Origin of the sequence: Pseudomonas sp. IzPS59 (assembly GCF_014863505.1) — a bacterium.
Lineage (GTDB): Bacteria > Pseudomonadota > Gammaproteobacteria > Pseudomonadales > Pseudomonadaceae > Aquipseudomonas > Aquipseudomonas kribbensis.
The window spans coordinates 3,355,958-3,375,364 of sequence record NZ_CP062251.1 but is presented as its reverse complement, the minus strand read 5'-3'; the positions used below and the strand labels follow the sequence as shown (position 1 = coordinate 3,375,364).

At 60.3% G+C, this 19,407-nt stretch carries 17 protein-coding genes; 8 read left to right on the top strand and 9 right to left on the bottom strand.

The features are described from left to right. Positions 1–202 precede the first annotated feature (202 nt). From IF189_RS15050 to IF189_RS15040, 3 genes are all read right to left on the bottom strand, one after another. Complete coding sequence (locus tag IF189_RS15050) at positions 203–568, bottom strand: histone-like nucleoid-structuring protein, MvaT/MvaU family (RefSeq protein ID WP_064381416.1); 366 nt, start codon at positions 566–568, stop codon at positions 203–205. A 235-nt stretch (positions 569–803) separates the two neighbouring features. Next, positions 804–2,339, bottom strand: a complete 1,536-nt coding sequence (locus IF189_RS15045; protein WP_134827064.1) for an EAL domain-containing protein — start codon at positions 2,337–2,339, stop codon at positions 804–806. A 115-nt stretch (positions 2,340–2,454) separates the two neighbouring features. Further along, positions 2,455–3,327, bottom strand: a complete 873-nt coding sequence (locus tag IF189_RS15040; protein ID WP_192551808.1) for a LysR family transcriptional regulator — start codon at positions 3,325–3,327, stop codon at positions 2,455–2,457. A gap of 77 nt (positions 3,328–3,404) precedes the next feature. Between IF189_RS15040 and IF189_RS15035 the strand changes: the two genes are divergently transcribed. Together IF189_RS15035 and hppD are read left to right on the top strand one after the other, a co-directional pair. Continuing rightward, complete coding sequence (locus IF189_RS15035; protein ID WP_192551807.1) at positions 3,405–4,352, top strand: DMT family transporter; 948 nt, start codon at positions 3,405–3,407, stop codon at positions 4,350–4,352. Between the two features lie 246 nt (positions 4,353–4,598). Continuing rightward, positions 4,599–5,675, top strand: coding sequence for a 4-hydroxyphenylpyruvate dioxygenase (gene hppD, locus IF189_RS15030; protein ID WP_192551806.1), 1,077 nt, complete (start codon positions 4,599–4,601; stop codon positions 5,673–5,675). Positions 5,676–5,741: 66 nt separating this feature from the next. On the opposite strand, the gene rarD is transcribed toward hppD, so the two are convergent. The 3 genes from rarD to IF189_RS15015 form a co-directional block, all read right to left on the bottom strand. Then, positions 5,742–6,623: an EamA family transporter RarD gene (gene rarD, locus IF189_RS15025; protein ID WP_085710020.1), complete on the bottom strand. Its 882-nt coding sequence runs from the start codon at positions 6,621–6,623 to the stop codon at positions 5,742–5,744. Between the two features lie 138 nt (positions 6,624–6,761). Beyond that, complete coding sequence (locus IF189_RS15020; RefSeq protein WP_134827060.1) at positions 6,762–7,775, bottom strand: aldo/keto reductase; 1,014 nt, start codon at positions 7,773–7,775, stop codon at positions 6,762–6,764. Positions 7,776–7,844: 69 nt separating this feature from the next. Then, positions 7,845–8,744, bottom strand: a complete 900-nt coding sequence (locus IF189_RS15015) for a LysR family transcriptional regulator (protein WP_134827059.1) — start codon at positions 8,742–8,744, stop codon at positions 7,845–7,847. Positions 8,745–8,841: 97 nt separating this feature from the next. On the opposite strand from IF189_RS15015, the gene IF189_RS15010 reads away from it, so the two are divergent. Together IF189_RS15010 and IF189_RS15005 are read left to right on the top strand one after the other, a co-directional pair. Further along, positions 8,842–9,207: a hypothetical protein gene (locus IF189_RS15010; RefSeq protein WP_134827058.1), complete on the top strand. Its 366-nt coding sequence runs from the start codon at positions 8,842–8,844 to the stop codon at positions 9,205–9,207. 351 nt (positions 9,208–9,558) lie between these two features. After that, positions 9,559–9,930: a DUF6124 family protein gene (locus IF189_RS15005; protein ID WP_192551805.1), complete on the top strand. Its 372-nt coding sequence runs from the start codon at positions 9,559–9,561 to the stop codon at positions 9,928–9,930. Between the two features lie 65 nt (positions 9,931–9,995). Here IF189_RS15005 and IF189_RS15000 read toward each other — a convergent pair whose 3' ends face one another. Then, positions 9,996–11,306, bottom strand: a complete 1,311-nt coding sequence (locus IF189_RS15000; RefSeq protein WP_134827056.1) for an MFS transporter — start codon at positions 11,304–11,306, stop codon at positions 9,996–9,998. Positions 11,307–11,476: 170 nt separating this feature from the next. Between IF189_RS15000 and IF189_RS14995 the strand changes: the two genes are divergently transcribed. From IF189_RS14995 to IF189_RS14980, 4 genes are all read left to right on the top strand, one after another. Beyond that, the gene (locus tag IF189_RS14995) at positions 11,477–12,601 is read left to right on the top strand and encodes a sugar diacid recognition domain-containing protein (protein WP_114883310.1); all 1,125 of its coding nucleotides are present in this window, start codon (positions 11,477–11,479) and stop codon (positions 12,599–12,601) included. A gap of 91 nt (positions 12,602–12,692) precedes the next feature. Further along, positions 12,693–13,832 (top strand): glycerate kinase, encoded by a 1,140-nt coding sequence (locus IF189_RS14990; RefSeq protein WP_134827055.1) that lies wholly within the window; start codon positions 12,693–12,695, stop codon positions 13,830–13,832. 224 nt (positions 13,833–14,056) lie between these two features. Further along, positions 14,057–15,682, top strand: coding sequence for a methyl-accepting chemotaxis protein (locus IF189_RS14985; protein ID WP_192551804.1), 1,626 nt, complete (start codon positions 14,057–14,059; stop codon positions 15,680–15,682). A gap of 41 nt (positions 15,683–15,723) precedes the next feature. Next, positions 15,724–16,911 carry a pyridoxal phosphate-dependent aminotransferase gene (locus IF189_RS14980; RefSeq protein WP_192551803.1) on the top strand — a complete coding sequence of 396 codons (1,188 nt, stop codon included), beginning with the start codon at positions 15,724–15,726 and terminating at the stop codon, positions 16,909–16,911. A 141-nt stretch (positions 16,912–17,052) separates the two neighbouring features. Here the strand turns inward: IF189_RS14980 and IF189_RS14975 are convergent, their stop codons facing one another. Both IF189_RS14975 and IF189_RS14970 read right to left on the bottom strand, forming a co-directional pair. Beyond that, a complete protein-coding gene (locus IF189_RS14975; protein ID WP_134827052.1) occupies positions 17,053–18,030 on the bottom strand; it encodes a 2-hydroxyacid dehydrogenase in 978 nt (325 codons plus the stop codon). 21 nt (positions 18,031–18,051) lie between these two features. Continuing rightward, a complete protein-coding gene (locus IF189_RS14970) occupies positions 18,052–19,350 on the bottom strand; it encodes an MFS transporter (protein ID WP_134827051.1) in 1,299 nt (432 codons plus the stop codon). Positions 19,351–19,407: the final 57 nt, after the last annotated feature.

Sequence of the window (19,407 nt, the reverse complement as noted above, 5' to 3'; positions counted from 1 at the left end):
GTTCGGTGATCCTCAGCCCGTTAGATACCTGAAGTGATTAAATACAAAGTTGCTCGCCCTGCGAAGACGCAACATCCGGAAGCATAGTTCCAGTGCAAGAGGCTGTTTGGCTCTGAACTTTCGAGACGGGAAATTGTTGCATTTGTTAGATATTGTCCAAAAAAAAGCCCTGCATCTGCAGGGCTTTTATGTTTGCGGGGGATTAACCGCGCAACCAGGAATCAACGGTGGCGGCACCGTATTGTTCCTTCCAGGCCTTCAGGCCGCGATGGTTGCCACCCTTGGTCTCGATCAGCTCGCCGGTGTGCGGGTTCTGATAGACCTTGACCACGCGGGCGCGGCGGGTCTTAGGTGCTGCGGTCAGTTGCAGACCGGATTTGGCCGGGTTCGGATCGAGGATGGCGATGATGTCTTTCAGGCCTTTGCCGTAGGTTTTCATCAGCCCCTGGAGCTTTTCTTCGAATTCGATTTCTTTCTTGAGCCCGGCATCGTTCTTCAGCGATTCCAGCTGCTTGAGCTGTTCCTGAAGGGCCTTTTCAGCTGCACGAAATTCAGCGAGTCTGGACAATATCTTTACTCCAATAGTGTGTTTGGCTGATACCAACCGCAAACAAAGCTATAAGCCAAGAGCCTTGAAGCGACTCGGTGATAGTGGCTCACCTGCCAATCTAGCAACAGGTAAGAAAAATTGTAGTAGTTAATGCGTCAAGAGTAAATCCTGACTTTTTCTTTATGTAAAAACAGCGATGTCTTGTATCAATTTGGTGCGAACGGTCTGAGCCCGCCGGTTTTATCGCGATTAGTTAATGGTGAGTTAATGCATCGATGAAGTCTGCAGCCTGCATCGGTTTGCCAAACAGATAGCCTTGCAGAAAGTTGACGTGGTGCGCGGCCAGATAATCGGCCTGGACCTGTGTTTCCACGCCTTCGGCCACAATGCCCAGATCCAGTTTGGCGGAGAGTTCGATGATGCTGTCCAGAATGTGTCGGGACAGGGCGTCCTTATCAATCATGGCAACGAATGTCTGGTCGATCTTCAGGAAGTCGACATTGAATGTTCTCAAATAGCCAAGGCTCGAATGACCGGTGCCGAAGTCGTCGATCGCGATCTTCACACCCATGGCACGCAGTTGTGCAAACAGCTGATGGGTGATGTCGGTGGGCTCGATCAACTCGCGTTCCGTCAACTCCAGGACCAGGCTGATGCTGCCAGGGACGAATGCCGCCAGAAACTCGCGGCAGTCTTCCAGCAACTCCAGATCGTGGCAGTGACTGGCCGTAATGTTGATGCCAATGTGGAAGGGGGCCTCGAAGGAAGCAGACAGCGGCCCGAGCACGACAGCGGTCTGCTGCATCAATGAACGGGTCATCGGCACGATCAGCCCGGAATGTTCTGCGAACGGTATGAACAGGTCCGGACGCACCAGGCCTTCCTTGGGATGATTCCAGCGCATCAGCACTTCGCAGCCCGACCAGCGTTTGCTGTCGCCGTAGACCACCGGTTGAAAGTAGGGAATGAACTCTCCGGCTTCCAGCGCGCGCAGCATTTCGTGACTGGGGGATGTTGCGCGGTTCTGCACGATATAACCGATTGCCCCGGACACCGCCCCGAAGAAAATCAACAGGCTGAACAGCGGCGGGTATTCGTCGCTCATGTAGTTCCAGACTTCACCTTCGGGGAATCCTGCGCTCACCGTGTAGGCATAGTGCGGAGAGTTCAACGTGCTCTGGGCCACCGGCAACTCGGGGAGGGGGCCTTGATGCACTTTGCCGTCGGCCGAAAGCCAGTTATTGCCCACTTGCAGCAATAACAATGTCTGCCGGCCGATCAGGCGCAGGATATTACTCAGGTGATAGCCGTCCAGCGTCGTCAGGGCGCCGCCCCGGCCATCGCTCAGTCGATACACCAGCAGCGCCGTATCAGGCGTAACCGGGTTCCCGTTCATGAGCCATAACTTGCCTTGGGTGTAGTCCCCCGGATTGACGGCTTCCTTGAAGTCGCCGAACAACGAACTGCAATAGAGGTTGTTGTCCCACACCAGGTTGGTCGAACGCACGAACGGGCGACGTGTGACCTGTTCGCGTAGGGCCAGTTTGACGTCCTCGCAGGTCTGGCCCGCCAGCGGCAGCAATTCCCGGGCGGACTGGGCGGTGTTGTCGAGCATCAGGTCGAACTGGCGCAAGGCTTCCTCGGCGGTTTGCCGGGAGCTCTGCTCCAGCGTGCGCTCGGCCTGCATATGCAGAATGACCGTGCCGATGATGATCGGCAGCAGGCCGCACAGCAGTGTCACGATGATTCGGGTGCTGCGTTTGCGGCGGGGCCTGACGGTCAGAGGCATGGGCGCATCCTGTTGCGGTGGTGTGGGGCTCTCGACGGCAGGCGGGGCAAGGATGCACCTTCTGGAAAGCGTTGGGTCTGTGCCCATGATAGATGGCCGTTGACGCTTGCGCCGCTCAGCGGTAATCCAGTGCAGTCGCCAGGTTGATGAAAGCCAGAGTGGCGGGTGATGCCTGACGCTGATCAAGCACGGCCAGGCCGATGTGGCGCACCACGGCGGGCGACAATGGCCTCTTCACGTATTGCGGGTTTGGCTCGTCGGGCAGCGAACCCTCGGCAACGAGGGTGATGGCGTCGCCCCGGCTCACGGTGTCGAGGGTGCTCAGCAGTTGCGAGCAGCGGTAGCGGATATTCGGGCTCAGCCTTGCCGCGTTGAACAGTCGCGATACCAGTTCCGAAGAGCCGGCTTCGGTGAGCACGAACGGGTCGCTACACAGATCTTTCAGGCTCAGTTCCACCTGCGAGGCCAGAGGGTGGTCGAGCGGGAGCAGGGCGACCATCTGGTCTTCCATCAGGGCAAACGTATCGAAGCGTTCTTCGGGCAATACCACGAAACCGATATCGATCCGTCGCTCGTCGAGCCACTGGAGTACCTGCCGGTCCGGCCCTTCGTCGATGTGAACCTCGATGCCCGGGTGCGCCTGGCGGAAATGCCGGAGGATCCGCGGCAGCAACCGGATCGATGAAGTCGGGCCGAACGAGCCGATACGCAAGGTGCCGCTTTTCAGCCCGCGCGCATCGGCGGCTTCCTGGCGCAATGTGTTGGCCAGCCCGAGCATCGCCCGTGCGCGCAGCAGCAATTGCTCGCCAATATCGCTGAGTTCGACTTGCGATTGATGCCGGCGAAACAGTTCGACACCCAGTTCCTGCTCCAGTGACTTCAAGGCATGGGACACCGCCGACTGGGAAATCCCCAGACGATGGGCGGCGAGGGTGAAGCCGCGCAGTTCGGCCACCAGAGAGAAGATTTCGAGCTGGGTCAAAGTCATGAGTAAAAGCTCATTTTACGATGATCGACAATGACTCGAATGATACGGCATCCGTCAGTTTCGTCGTCGAGGGCGTTATGAATAGTCATGAATCAATCCGTCCGGTGGCCTCGGACATGCCCGTCTATCTGAACCTCGCCATGGTCAGCATGATCTGGGGCGGGACTTGGGTGGCCGGGCGATTTCTCGCTGGCAGCCTGAGTCCGATCCTCGCCGCCAGCCTTCGGTTCCTGCTGGCCAGCGTCGCATTGCTCGGCTTTTTGTGGCTAGCGCGAATTCCTCTCGCACGCCCGAATGCCGGGCAATGGCTGCAACTGGCATTGCTGGGGTTCTTCGGGATTTTCTTTTACAACCTGTGCTTCTTTTACGGCCTTCAATACATCAATGCGTCGCGGGCATCGCTGATCGTTGCGTTGAATCCGGCGGTGATCGGCCTGGCATCCTGGCTGCTGTTCAAGGAGCGTCTGAGTCGATTGAAAGTCATCGGGATCCTGATCTGCATCGGCGGCGCCGGTGTGGTGATCGTCAGTCGTAATCCGCAACTGCTGGCTGCGACACCAGACGCCTGGATCGGCGATCTGCTGATTTTCGGCTGCGTGTTGAGCTGGGGTATTTACTCGCTGTTTTCCCGCCGTCTCAACCAGAGCATCGGCCCGTTGCAGACGGTGACCTTTTCGATTCTGCTCGGCACGCTGATGCTCTGGGCGCTGGCCGCCGTGCGTGGCGAAGTGAGCGGGGCGGCGATGGCCAGTCTGGGGATGACGCAATGGCTGAGTCTGATTTATCTCGGGGGCCTGGGCTCGGCGCTGGCCTACATCGGTTATTACGACGGCATCCGCAAAATCGGCGCGACCCGCTCTGGTGTGTTCATTGCGCTTAACCCGCTGACCGCCGTGCTGGCTGGCGCCGCCCTGCTGGGCGAGCAACTGACGCTGCCCATGTGCCTGGGCGGCGTGCTGATTCTGGCGGGCATCTGGCTGTGCAACAAACCCCTTGCACCGGGCCGAAAAAAGCGGATTTTATAGAGAGGGCAGACAACCCTATTTACGCTGTGTAGAATCGGGTTACGCATACAATAATAATCGTCTTCTGGCAGCAGAAGCCTCGCCCGCAAGAGCCTTGGGTCGACAATGAAGATATTCGGGTTTCAACTGATCTACGGTGACTTCCTCGCCCGCAGTGTGCGTGGCATCTCCTGTGCGCCACCCACCGGTCTCAGCATTACTGACAAATAACTCTGGTTAATTGATAAGAATGATGAGGCGCCAACCATGGCAGATTTATACGAAAACCCAATGGGCCTGATGGGCTTCGAGTTCATCGAGTTCGCATCGCCGACACCTGGCACCCTGGAGCCGATCTTCGAGATCATGGGCTTCACCAAGGTCGCGACCCACCGTTCCAAGAACGTGCACCTGTATCGCCAGGGCGCGATCAACCTGATCCTCAACAACGAACCCCACAGCGTGGCTTCGTACTTCGCGGCCGAGCACGGTCCGTCCGTATGCGGCATGGCGTTCCGGGTCAAGGATTCGCAGAAGGCCTACAACCGCGCACTGGAACTCGGCGCCCAGCCGATCCACATCGAAACCGGCCCGATGGAACTGAACCTGCCGGCGATCAAAGGCATTGGCGGCGCACCGCTGTACCTGATCGACCGTTTCGGCGAAGGCAGCTCGATCTATGACATCGACTTCGTATTCCTGGAAGGCGTTGACCGCAACCCGGTCGGTGCCGGCCTGAAGATCATCGACCACCTGACCCACAACGTGTATCGCGGTCGCATGGCCTACTGGGCCAAGTTCTACGAAACGCTGTTCAACTTCCGCGAGATCCGTTACTTCGATATCAAGGGCGAATACACCGGCCTGACCTCGAAAGCGATGACCGCGCCGGACGGCATGATCCGCATCCCGCTCAACGAAGAATCGTCGAAGGGCGCGGGGCAGATCGAAGAGTTCCTGATGCAGTTCAACGGCGAAGGCATCCAGCACGTGGCGTTCCTCACCGACGACCTGGTCAAGACCTGGGATCAGTTGAAGAAGATCGGCATGCGCTTCATGACCGCGCCGCCGGACACCTACTACGAAATGCTCGAAGGCCGCCTGCCGAACCACGGCGAGCCGGTCGATCAACTGCAATCGCGCGGCATCCTGCTTGATGGCGCATCGGACAAAGACGACAAGCGTCTGCTGCTGCAGATCTTCTCGGAAACCTTGATGGGCCCGGTGTTCTTCGAATTCATCCAGCGTAAAGGCGACGATGGTTTCGGCGAAGGCAACTTCAAGGCACTGTTCGAATCGATCGAGCGTGACCAGGTGCGTCGTGGTGTACTCGCCACCGAGTAATCCGCATCAGATGTAAAAAGCCCGGCCTGCAATTAATTGTGCAGGCCGGGCTTTTTATTGCGCGTCTTACGGACGCCGTTGGCGCATCAGATGCTTGAACCCTTCAAACACCAGCACCACCACCGCGAGCCAGATAGGGATGTAGGTCAGCCATTCGCCTGGCTTGATGCTCTCGCCGAGCAGCAGCGCCACACCCAGCAACAGCACCGGCTCCACGTAACTCAACAAGCCGAACAGGCTGAATGGCAGCAAACGACTGGCAATGATGTACACCACCAGCGCCGACGCACTGATCAGACCGAGCAGCGGAATCAGCCACGCCAGCGCCGGATACTGATCGAACACGCCGAAACCCTGTTCACCGCCGCGCACAAACCAGTACGCCACCGGCAGCATCAGCGTCATGTCGACCCACAAGCCGCCAAGGTTGTCGGTCTTCAGGTATTTTCGCAGCACGAAATACAACGGGTAACCGACGACCACCACCAGCGTCGCCCAGGAAAATCCGCCGACCTGATACAACTCGTTCAACACGCCGAGGCTGGCAAAGAACACCGCGATTTTTTGCAAGTACGACAGGCTTTCGCCGTAAGCAATACGTCCGGTCAGCACCATGGCCAGCGGCAACAGAAAGTAGCCCAGCGATACATCAAGGCTGTAGCCATTGAGCGGCGCCCACATGAACAGCCACAACTGCACGCCCAGCAACGCAGACGACAGGATCAGGCCACCGATCAACTTCGGCAGTGCAGGGATCCGGCGCAGCAGCTCCAGCACCCGCCGCCATTCGCCGGACAACAACATGAACACGGTCATGCAGGGCACGGTCAGCAACATCCGCCAACCGTAGATTTCCACGCCGCTCAACGGTGTGAGCAACGAGGTGTAGTAATACATGACGGCAAACAGCGTCGAGGCTGTTACCGAGAGAGCGATACCTTTAGACAAACTGTCCTCGCGGGGGTGATGGTCAAACGGGGCGCGCAGGATACGTGGTTTTTGTGGTGAATATTGGCCGAGTGATCGATATTTCCAACATTCGACACAGATCCCGTGAGAGCGGGACCTGTGTCGAAGCATAGGTGCTTAAGGCTGACGCGGTTTGCGCCCCGACACAAAATGGCTCACATCATTGAAACCCGGCGTCGAAGCATGCCCCGGCGTCACCAGCGAATCGATAAACGCCTCATCCTCCGCCGTAATCTTCACCGCCTGGGCCTTGGTGTACGCATCCCACTGTTCTTCCGTACGCGGCCCGACAATCGCCGACGTCACCGCGCCGTTGTTCAGCACCCAGGCAATCGCAAATTCGACAATCCCGACCCCACGCTCCTGGGTGTATTGCTGAATCTGCTGGGCAATGCGCAACGACTCCACGCGCCATTCGGTTTCCAGAATCCGCTTGTCCTGACGCCCGGCACGGCTGTTGGCATCCGGGGTCACGTCTGGTGCGTACTTGCCGCTGAGCACGCCACGGGCCAGCGGGCTGTAAGGCACCACGCCAAGGCCGTAAGTCTGGGCGGCGGTGATTTGCTCGGTCTCGGCCTGACGGTTGACGATGTTGTACAGCGGCTGGCTGATCACCGGGCGATCAACCCCCAGTTTGTCCGCCACGCGAATCACCTCGGCAATCCGCCAGCCGCGATAGTTCGACAGGCCCCAATAACGGATCTTGCCCTGGCGAATCAGATCGCCAATCGCCGAGATCGTCACTTCCAGCGGCGTGTTGTGGTCTTCGCGGTGCAGGTAATAGATGTCGAGGTAGTCGGTGCCGAGCCGGGTCAGGCTGGCCTCCAGACCATTGAAGAGGTGCTTGCGGCTCAGACCGCTGCGGTTCGGCACGCCGTCCACCGGGCCGAAGCCGACCTTGGTCGCCAGCACCCACTCATGACGATGACGGGCGATGGCTTCGCCGACGATCTCTTCCGAGCGGCCGTTGGTGTAGACGTCGGCGGTGTCGATGAAGTTGATGCCCTGATCCCAGGCCTTGTCGATGATGCGCAGCGAGTCTTCTGCGCTGGTCTGCTCGCCGAACATCATCGTGCCGAGGGTGAGGGTGGACACCTGCAACCCCGATTGACCCAGTGTGCGATAGCTCATGCCGAAATCCTTTTGTCGGTGGGAAAGCTTCCATCAAATACCAGAAGCATCCGGCGCGGCAAAGTGAATTTATCGACGCAATGCCTCGCAGCGCTCGCGCAAAAACGCCTGCAACACCTTGACCCGTTCCGACACCTGCACCCGGTGCGGGCACAGCAGATTGAACGGCACGCTCTCGCCGAGCCAGTCATCGAACAGCGTCACCAGCCGCCCGGCGCGGACATCTTCGGCTACGTCGAGCCAGGCCTTGTAGGCGATGCCGTGCCCGGCGAGCGCCCAACGGCGCGCGACTTCACCATCGTCGCTGAGGTAGTCGCCGCGTACTTCGACCTCGACCGTTTCGTCTTCGCGATGGAAACGCCAGGTGTTATAGGGCCGACCGTTGCGCAGGTAGAGCAGGACGCTGTGCTCGCTCAATTCAGCCGGGTTTTGCGGTGTGCCGTGACGCTCCAGATACGCAGGGTTGGCGCAGGCCACACGCCGATGCTCCGGCAGAATGGGCAACGCCACCAGCGTCGAATCACTCGGCACGCCAAAGCGCAGCGCCACATCCACTGTCTCGCGAAACAGGTCCGCATGCCGGTCGTTAAGCAGTAATTGCAGTTGAATGTGCGGGTGCTCGCGCTTGAAATCGTCCAGCCACGGCAGCAACACATTGCGCCCGAAGTCCGACGGCGCCGCCAGTTGCAGCACGCCGCTCAGGCCTTCGGTCTGCTGCTTCAGCGCCTGTTCGCCCTCGGCCAGGGTGGCCAGTGCCAGGCGCACGCTTTCCAGGTAGCGCCGGCCTTCTTCGGTCAGGCGCATGCTGCGGGTCGAGCGGGCGAAGAGGCGGATGCCGAGGCGGGTTTCCAGACGTTTCAGCGCGATGCTGGCGGCGGCCGGTGTCAGCTCCAGCGCCCGTGCGGCGGCGGAAATGCTGCCGGAGTCGGCGGTGCGGACAAAGATTTCCAGATCGAGGATCGAGCTCATTAGTAAAAATCCGTTGAAGATCCTTGGCGTTTTGCGGGATTTTTCCGGGATTGGCAAGCACAGATACTGAAATCCTGAATAACCGCAGGAGACAGACATGACGTGGACATTCGATCATCTGGCCTTCAACACCGCTGACGGTCAGGCGTTGCAAGACGCTTTCGATGCGCTATTGGGGCTGAAACCGGGGCGGCGGCCGCCGTTTCCGTTTCCCGGGCGGTGGTTGTATCAGGATGGGCAGGCGTTGGTGCATGTGATTGAGCGGCCCGCGCTGGATGAGGCGGCGTTGAGTCATATTGCGTTTCGTACGGATGAAGACGCGGCGGTGGTTTTGAAGCGGGTCCAGGGTAGTGGGTTGCCTTATCAACTGGCGCAGGTACCGGAGGACGGGATCTGGCAGATTTTTGTTCAGATGCCGGGGGGATTGGTGCTGGAGCTGGATGCAAAAACGGGCATTTTGTGAGTGTTTAATCGTGGTGTTTAAAGGACACGTTCAGACACGCACCTCAGGCTACACAACCTTGCGCCGTTGCCTACGACTGCGCCAGAATCCGCCGGCTTGTGCGCTTATAGGCCGGGTTTTATCGTTAGTCCGTCGCTGAAAAGAACAGCGATCGGGTTTGGTAGCCCGGGTCTTTAAATGCAGAGTGCTCCATTTTGTAGAGTCTTTTGTCTCTGTTTTATGGTGGTCATTCGCAGGGCACCTTCGGGTGCGCCGTTTCTCCTAAGGCCCGGTCTACCAACCTGCGTCTGGCCACCACCATCGTTTGGTAGCGAGAGTGGTGGCTCCAATAAGTGCCTTAGGAGTTTTGCCATGATCAAACCAACACCCAACCCACCCGAAGCCGACACCACCTCGCCCTACGAAACCCTCGATTCCAAGAAATTCCACGAAGCCGCCGAACGCGCCCTCGATCACTACCTCAACCCGTTCCACCCCAGAAAACCTCTGCTCAAACCCAACACCCGCTACCTCATCGCCCCCGGCATCCCGAGCGAAGAACTGTTGGCCGACGCCTGCGAAACCCTGACCTCCGCCAAACCCATGGCCAGCGATTTCGCCGGGATGATCGATGCGCCGCAGCGGCATGTGCTGCTGGGCATCGGGCAACTGATCATGCTGGCGGAACTTGCGGTAAATCGGGTGCTGGATAATCTGGACACGGCGGCTGAAGCCCGGCCCTGACCGATTGTAGAGCGCCAATAAAAAACGGCCCGAAGTGTGGGCCGTTTTTGTGTGTCTGCCGATAATCAGGCCCGCAACGTCCGCGTCATCCGCAATGCCAGCAGACTCCCGCCAACGATCACACCCGCCAGCAGATACAACGCCGCATCGGTCGACCCGGTGCTGTCCTTGACCCAACCCACAAGGTAAGGGCTCAGGAACCCGGCCATCTGCCCCATCGAGTTGATCAACGCCAATCCACCCGCCGCAGCACCCGCGCTCAGCATGGCAGTCGGCACCGGCCAGAACATCGGCAGACCGGTCAGCGCACCCATGGTCGCAATGGTCAGACCGAGAATCGCAATCGCCGGGTTAGCCGCGAAGTTCACCGCGATCAGCAGGCCAATGGCACCCATCAACATCGGCACCACCAAATGCCAGCGACGCTCTTTGCGCAAGTCCGCCGAACGCCCGACCACCAGCATGAACACGGCGGCCAACAGATAAGGAATCGCACTCAACCAGCCAATCACCAGGTTGTCGCTGAAGCCGAGGTTCTTGATGATCGACGGCAGCCAGAAGTTGATCGCGTACACGCCGCTCTGGATGCAGAAGTAGATCAGGCCGAAGGCCCAGATCGCCGGGTTCTTGAATACGGCGATCAGCGAGTCGGAGGTGGTTTTCGGTTTGTTCGCCAAGTCTTCCGCCTGATCCGCTTCCAGCACCGAACGCTCGTGTGGGGTCAGCCATTTGGCAGCGGCGAAGTTGTCGCTCAACAGGAAATAGGCGAGTGCGCCGAGGATTACAGTCGGAATGCCTTGCAGCAGGAACATCCACTGCCAACCGGCCAGACCGCCCTGGCCCGCAGCGAAGTGATTGAGGATCCAGCCGGAGAACGGGCTGCCGAGCAGGCCGGATACCGGGATCGCCGACATGAACAGCGCCATGATCCGCCCACGGCGGAAGGTCGGGAACCACTGCGAGAGATACAGCACAACGCCCGGGAAGAACCCGGCTTCAGCCGCACCGGTGAACAGGCGCAGGGTGTAGAACTGGGTCGGCGTGGTGACGAACAGCAGGCAGGTCGACAGCGTGCCCCAGGTGATCATCATCAGCGCGATCCAGCGCCGTGGACCGAATTTGGTCAGCGCCAGGTTGCTCGGTACGCCACACAGCACGTAGCCGATGAAGAAGATACCGGCACCGAGGCCGTACACGGTTTCGCTGAATTTCAGCGCGTCAAGCATCTGCAGTTTGGCGAATCCAACGTTGACCCGGTCGAGGTAGTTGAACAGGTAGCAGATGAAGATGAAGGGGATCAAACGCAGGGTGATGCGTTTGTAGACGGCATTTTTATCGTCAGCGATGGTCTGGGCGGCAGCGGCGCTCTGCGACATGGCGGCTCTCTCTTTATTATGATTTTTTGCGATGCAAAGGGTAACGTTGATCGCCCTGAGAGTCTCGGTCACCTTTGGCCGGATTGTCTTTGTGCCTGAGCACAGGGTTTGCCGGCAGACCCTGTGCGGGTGAACAACCGTCCGCGCCTGTTTTCAAGGATTTTCCCCTTATGTTCGAACTCGATCACGACCTCGCCCAGGACATCGTCGACCGGGCCATGGCCATTTTGCCCTACAACGTCAACGTCATGGACAGCCAGGGGCTGATCCTTGGCAGTGGCGAGCCGGAGCGGATCAACACCCGCCACGAAGGCGCGCAACTGGTGCTGGCCAACGGGCGGGTGGTGGAGATCGACGCGCAGACCGCCGTGCATTTGAAAGGCGTGCAGCCGGGGATCAATCTGCCGTTGCTGCTCGATCAGCGTTTGATCGGCGTGCTCGGCATTACTGGCGAGCCCGAGCAATTGCGCACTTACGCCGAACTGGTGCGCATGACCGCCGAAATGCTGGTCGGCCAGCGCAATCAGCAATCCGAGCAGCAGTGGCGGCGGCAACGCTGCGATGACTTGCTGGCGCTGTTGCTGAGCGAAGCGGGGGATTCGCCAAGGCTGGTCGACGAAGCCCAGCAGCTAGGGCTCAAACCGCAACTGACGCGGGTGCCGTATCTGTTTGAGTTGGGCCTGGAGCACGGGCCGGGGCAAACCGTCGAGGCGCTGAGTGCCTGGTTGATGTCGCGCTATCCGGACAGTTGGTGCGTGAGTTCGGCCAAGTCGTCGCTGCTGTGGTGCCGGCCGGCAAGTCAAAACGTCGAGCATGATCGGCTGCTGGAAAAACTCGATGGCCTGGGCTGGAACATCCTGCGCATTGCCGTCGGCGGGCAGGCCGATGGACTGACCGGGCTGCGCCGTTGCTATCGGCGAGTCGGCGACTTGCTCGCCTATGGCCGTGAAGTGTTGCCGCGCTCACGGCTGCTGACCCTCAATCGCTATCGCCTACCGGTGATGCTCTGGCGCCATCGCAACGATGATGCGCTGGATGAACTGCTCAAACCGTTGCGCAAAGTCATCGCCAAGGACAGCAACGGCCAGTTGCTTGCGACCCTGCGCAGTTGGTGCGACCACGATGGCCAAAGCCAGGCCTGCGCCGATGCCTTGGGGATTCACCGCAACAGTCTGCGCTACCGGATGGAGCGGATTGCCGAGTTGAGCGGGGTCGATCCGCTGAGGCTCGACGGCATGCTGGCGCTGTATCTCGGGGTGCAATTGTTGCCACAGACTGACGATTTGTCGAAATGAACAATAAACGCCTGCGCCACTTGTGCAGCGGACAGGCGTCAACGTTTCAAGCGACTGGCAGCATGAGGGGCATTGGAACTGGAGAATTTGCATGAAAATCGTCATCGCCCCCGATTCGTTCAAGGACAGCCTGAGTGCCCAAGGCGTTGCAGAAGCCATCGCGCTGGGCCTGGCGCAGGTCTGGCCGCAGGCGACGCTGGTCAAATGCCCGATGGCCGACGGTGGCGAAGGGACGGTGGAGTCGATTCTCGACGCCTGTGAAGGCGAGTTGCGCCGCACTCGCGTGCGCGGCCCGTTGGGCGCGGCGGTCGAAGCCGCGTGGGGCTGGTTGCCGCACAACCACACCGCGATCATCGAAATGGCCGAGGCCAGTGGTCTGCAACTGGTGCCGCCGGGGCAACGCGATGCCTGCATCAGCAGCACGTTCGGCACCGGTGAGCTGATCCGTGCAGCGCTGGACGCTGGTGCACAACGGGTGATTCTGGCCATCGGCGGCAGCGCCACCAATGACGGCGGCGCCGGGGCGATGCAGGCGCTGGGCGTGAAACTGCTGGACGCTCAAGGACAATCACTGGTGCCGGGCGGTCTGGCGCTGGCGCAACTGGCCAAACTGGATCTCGATGAACTCGACCCGCGTCTGGCACAAGTCCGTTTCGACATCGCCGCCGACGTTAACAATCCGCTGTGTGGCCCCCACGGCGCCTCGGCGATTTTCGGCCCACAGAAAGGCGCATCACCCGCGCAAGTGCAGCAACTGGATCAAGCCCTCGGTCACTTCGCCGAACTCTGCGCGCAAGCGCTGGGCAAGGATGTTCGGGACGAGCCGGGCAGCGGTGCGGCGGGTGGACTGGGTTTTGCCGCCAAGGCGTTTCTCGGCGCACGGTTCCAGGCGGGGGTCGAAGTAGTCGCCGAATTGGTCGGCCTGGCCGATGCAGTGAAAGCCGCAGATCTGGTGATCACCGGGGAAGGGCGCTTCGATGCGCAGACCCTGCGCGGCAAAACCCCGTTCGGCGTGGCTCGGATCGCCAAGCAACACGGCGTACCGGTGATCGTGATTGCCGGCACCTTGGGCGAGGGCTATCAAGAACTTTACGATCACGGCATCGACGCTGCATTTGCCGTCACCAGCGGTCCGATGACTCTGGAACAAGCCTGCACCGAGGCGCCGCGTCTGTTGCGCGAACGCGCCACTGATATTGCCCGCGTCTGGCGCATGGCGACTCCCGCCTGACCTGTCACCCATCATCTAAAACGTCGGGTGTTTCAATAGCGAAACACTCGCAACACTTTGAAAAATATTTCTTCTTTACACGCAAACTTCCTAAAGCCTGGCCGATACAGCGATCAGGCGCACAGAAGATTTCCCAGCACAGTGACGCCGGACTGAAACCCGCTTTAGCGGGGCAGTGATTACGGCATGGACGCTCGCAGTTTCAATCATCCGAGAGTCCTACTATGTCCTTGCGTAATCTGAATATCGCGCCCCGTGCCTTCCTCGGTTTTGCCTTTATTGCCCTGTTGGTGATCGTGCTCGGCGTGTTCGCCGTCAACCGCATGTCGGTCATCCGCCAGGCGTCCGTCGAGATGCAGACCAATCAGTTGCCCAGCGTCGCTTACCTTGGCGTGGTGACGGAAAACGTCTTGCGCCTGCGGATCCTCTCGTTCCGCATTCTGGTCAACCGTGACGCCGCCGGTCTGCAGGATGCACAGACCCGCATCGGCGTCCTCGTCGACAAGGTGCGCAGTGCCCAGGCTGCCTACGCCGCATTGCCGGCCGATAGCGATGAGAAGGCACAATATCAAGCGTTCGCGACGACGCTGGACAACTACCTGCAAGCGCAAAACCAGATGATGGAGCTGTCCCGCCAGGACAAGGTCGAGGACATGCGCACCCTGATCAACACGAAGATCAAGGACGGCACCGACCAGATGGGCGAGCAACTCAACAAACTGATTGCGATCAACGCCGCCGGCGCCAAAGGCGCTGCACAAGAGGCGGGCGAACATTACGACAGCGCCATCACCGGCGTGGTCATCGTGGCGGTCATCGCTGCCGTGGCGACTGTATTGCTCGCCTTGATGCTGACGCGCAGCATCGTCACCCCGTTGAACCGTGCCGTGGCCGCCGCACAAACCATCGCTGGCGGCAACCTGACCAAAGCCATCGAAGTCGACGGCAAGGACGAACCGGCGCATCTGCTGGAAGCCTTGTCTGTGATGCAGGCAAACCTGCGCAAGACCATCGAGCAGATTGCCGGTTCCGCCACGCAACTGGGCGCCGCCGCCGAAGAACTCAGCGCCGTGACCGAAGAAGCGTCCCGTGGCCTGCAACAGCAAAACGACGAAATCGAACAGGCCGCCACCGCCGTCAACGAAATGACCGCGGCGGTGGAAGAGGTGGCGCGCAACGCGGTGTCGACCTCCGAAGCGTCGAACCAGTCCACTCACGCCGCCCGTGAAGGTCGCGATCAGGTGGTGAAAACCGTCGATGCGATCCAGACCATGACCCGGGATGTGCAGAACACCGCTCAGATGATCGAAGGTCTCGCCGCACAGGGCCGCGACATCGGCAAAGTGCTGGACGTGATCCGCGCCATCGCCGAACAGACCAACCTTCTGGCACTCAACGCTGCCATCGAAGCGGCCCGTGCCGGTGAAGCCGGGCGTGGTTTTGCCGTGGTGGCGGACGAGGTTCGTGCCCTGGCCCATCGCACCGCGCAATCGACCCAGGAAATCGAAAAAATGGTCGCCGGCATCCAGAACGGCACTGGTGAAGCCGTCGAATCGATGCAGCAAAGCAACCAGCGCACCCAGACGACCCTGGAAATGGCCCGTGCCGCCGGCGTCGCGCTGGAGCAGATCACGCAATCGATTCACCAGATCAACGAGCGCAATCTGGTGATCGCCAGCGCTTCGGAAGAGCAGGCGCAAGTGTCCCGCGAGGTGGATCGCAATCTGGTGAATATCCGCGATCTGGCCACCCAATCGGCGGCCGGGGCCAACCAGACCAGCGCTGCGACCCACGAACTGTCGCGTCTGGCGGTGGATTTGAATGCGATGGTGGCGCGGTTTGTGATTTGACCTAGGGTGAAGGCTGGAGACCGCGCAATCAGGAGACGTACATGCGCTATTCAGCCTTGACCCAACGAATCGCCGGGGAGGGAGCAGCGGCCTGGCGGATTCACGACCGAGCGCTGGAGCTGCGCGCCGAAGGGGTCGATGTATTGCTGCTGTCGGTGGGTGATCCGGATTTCGATACACCGTTGCCGATCATCCACGGCGCCATCGACAGCCTGCTGGCGGGCGATACCCATTATTCCGAAGTGCGCGGCCGGCTGGAGCTGCGCAAGCGGATCGCCGAGCGCCATCGGCGACGCAGCGGCCAGGACGTGGACGCTGACCATGTGATTGTGCTGCCGGGCGCGCAATGCGCGGTGTATTCGGTGGCGCAATGTCTGCTCGATCCGGGCGATGAAGTGATCGTCGCCGAACCCATGTATGTCACCTACGAAGGCGTGTTTGGTGCTTGCGGCGCGACCGTGGTGCCAGTGCCGGTTCGTCCGGAAAACGGCTTTCGTGTCGATCCGCTAGATGTCGCGGCGCGAATCACGCCCAGGACCCGGGCCATGCTGCTCAATAGCCCCAACAACCCGTCCGGTGCCAGTCTGTCGCTGCTCATCTGGCAGGAGTTGGCGGCGCTGTGCATCCGCCATGATTTGTGGCTGATCAGCGATGAGGTCTACAGCGAATTGTTATACGAAGGCGAGCACGTCAGCCCGGCGAGTCTGCCGGGCATGGCCGAGCGCACGGCGACCATCAACAGTCTGTCCAAATCCCATGCGATGACCGGGTGGCGCATCGGCTGGATGATCGGGCCAAAACCGTTGGCCGGGCATCTGGTGAACCTGTCATTGAGCATGCTGTTCGGTCTGCCGGACTTTGTGCAGAAAGCCGCTCAGGTCGCGCTGGAGAAGGATTTGCCGGAAGTGACGCAGATGCGCGAGGAATACCGGTTGCGCCGGGATCTGGTGTGCGAGCGGTTGCGCGGCTGTCCGGGGTTGTACCCGATCAGGCCGGATGGCGGGATGTTCGTGATGGTCGATGTGCGCCAGACCGGGATCGGCGCGCAGGGTTTTGCCGAGCGGCTGCTGGAAGGGTATGGCGTTTCGGTGCTGGCGGGAGAGGCGTTCGGGCCGAGTGCGGCGGGGCATATCCGCATCGGGTTGGTGGTGGATCGAGTGAAGCTGGCGGATGCGTGTTCGCGGATTGCCTTGTGCGCTGCGCAGCTTCTGCAAGTACGCAGCGCCTGAAGGTTCTGTGTTGTCTTGACTGGCCCTTTCGCTGGCAAGCCAGCTCCCACAGGTTTATCGGCAATCACAATTCTTGTGTACTACACCAACACTGTGGGAGCTGGCTTGCCAGCGATAGGGCCCTTTCAGTAAAAGAAACGTTCAGCCTTGCCACGCCAATGGATTCACCAGATTGGCGGGCTTTTCACCGGACAAAGCCGCCAACAGATTCTCCACCGCGCACCGCGCCATCGCCTCGCGCGTTTCATGGGTCGCCGACCCCATGTGCGGTGTCGCTACCACGTTGTTCAACTGCAGCAACGGCGAATCGTGATTCAGCGGCTCGCGCTCGAACACATCCAGCCCCGCCGCGCGAATCCGGTTATGGCGCAAGGTGTCGATCATCGCCGCCTCGTCCACAACCTTGCCCCGTGAAATGTTGATGAAGATGCTCTCCGGTCGCATCAACGCAAACTGCTCCGCGCCAATCAAACCTTCAGTCTGCGCGGTCAGTGGCAACGTCAGACAGATGAAATCCGCCTGCTGCAATAAGTCCTCAAGACTGCGGTACTGCGCATCGAAGCGTTCTTCGACCGCCGGTTTGCGCGACTGACTGTGATAGATCACCGGCATCCCGAACCCGAAATGCCCGCGCTGCGCCAACGCCTCACCGATCCGACCCATACCGATGATGCCCAACGTCTTGCCATGCACATCGGTGCCGAAATGCGCCGGGCCGATGCTGCGGTGCCAGTGACCGCCGCGCACCATGTTCGCCAGTTCCACCACGCGCCGAGCGGTGGCCAGGATCAGTGCGAAACCGGTGTCGGCGGTGGTTTCGGTGAGCACGTCCGGGGTGTTGGTCAGCAGGATCCGGCGCCGGGTCAGGTAGTCGATGTCGTAGTTGTCGACGCCCACCGAAACGCTGGAAATCGCTTCGAGCTGCGGCGCCAGATCGAGCAGCGCCGCGTCCAGTTTCAGGCTGGCGCCAAGCAGACCGTGGGCGCCGGGCAGGGCGTTGCGCAGTTTCATCAGACCGTCGGTGTCGAGGCTGTCGATCAGCGTTACATCAACCTGTTCCTCAAGGCGCGCCATCAGAGAAGGCGAAAGTTTCTTGTACAGCACAACCTGCTTTTTCATCGCAGTCATCTCTCTATCAATTCAGGAATGGGCCGGCAGCGGACGCGGTGAGACGCGCTTGGCCGTCACCCGGTCGCTGGCGCCGGGCTTGAGAAAAATCGTCAGCACCACCGAGAGCATCAGCGCGCCGCTCATCAACAGGTACGAAGCGCCGGGCGAACCGGTGGAGCTGTTCAGGTAACCGACCAGATACGAGCCGCCGAACGAACCGAGGGCGCCCATGCTGTTGATCAGCGCCATGGCGCCACCGGCGACGTTGGCCGGCAGGATCTCCGGCACGATGGCGAAGAACGGTCCGTAAGGTGCGTACATGCAGGCGCCGGCGATCACCAGCAGCGTGTACGACCACCAGAAATGCTCCGCGCCCAAGGCGTAGGAGCCGTAGAACGCCACCGAGGCAATCAGCAGCGGCGGCCAGACGAAGCGTTTGCGTTTTTGCAGTTTGTCCGAGCCCCAGGACACCAGCAGCATGCCGATCACCGCCGCGAGATACGGCAACGCCGACAGCCAGCCGGCCTCGATCATGTCCATTTGCGCACCGGCCTTGAGGATCGACGGCAACCACAGCACGAAGCCGTATACACCGATGCTCCAGCAGAAGAATTGCAGCGCCAGAATGATCACCTTCGGCGAACGGAAGGCTTCGGCGTAGTTCTTCACCGCTTTGATACCGACCTGTTCGGCGGCGAGCGCACTTTCCAGATCGTGCTTTTCCCGGTCGCTGAGCCACTTGGCCTGGGCCGGACGATCATCGGCGAGCTTCCACCAGATAAACGCCCAGAGCACCGCCGGCAGCCCTTCGATGATGAACATCCAGCGCCAGCTGAAATGCTGCACCAGATAACCCGAGACCACCGACATCCACAGCATCGTTACCGGGTTGCCGAGGATCAGGAAGGTGTTGGCCCGGGAGCGTTCGGCGCGGGTGAACCAGTGGCACAGGTACACCAGCATCGCCGGCATCACCGCCGCTTCGACCACCCCGAGCATGAAGCGGATGACGATCAGCCAATAGGCGTTGGAGACCACGCCGGTCAGCGTGGCGAGCCCGCCCCAGAAAATCAGGCTGACGAAAATCAGCTTCTTGACGCTGTGCTTCTGCGCGTAGATCGCCCCGGGCACCTGGAAGAAAAAGTACCCGAGGAAGAACAGCGCGCCGAGCAGCGAGGACAGGCCCGGGGTGATCATCAGGTCGGCAGCCATTCCGGACGCGGCGGCGAAACCGTAATTGGCGCGGTCCAGGTACGCCAGGCTGTAGGTAATGAACACGATCGGCATGATGTACCACCAGCGGCGGGTGGCGAGGGTTGCGGTTTTCATGGTCTTGCTCCTGAGCTTGTTGTTTTTGTCGCAGCAGGTTCAAAAATTGTTGCGTCT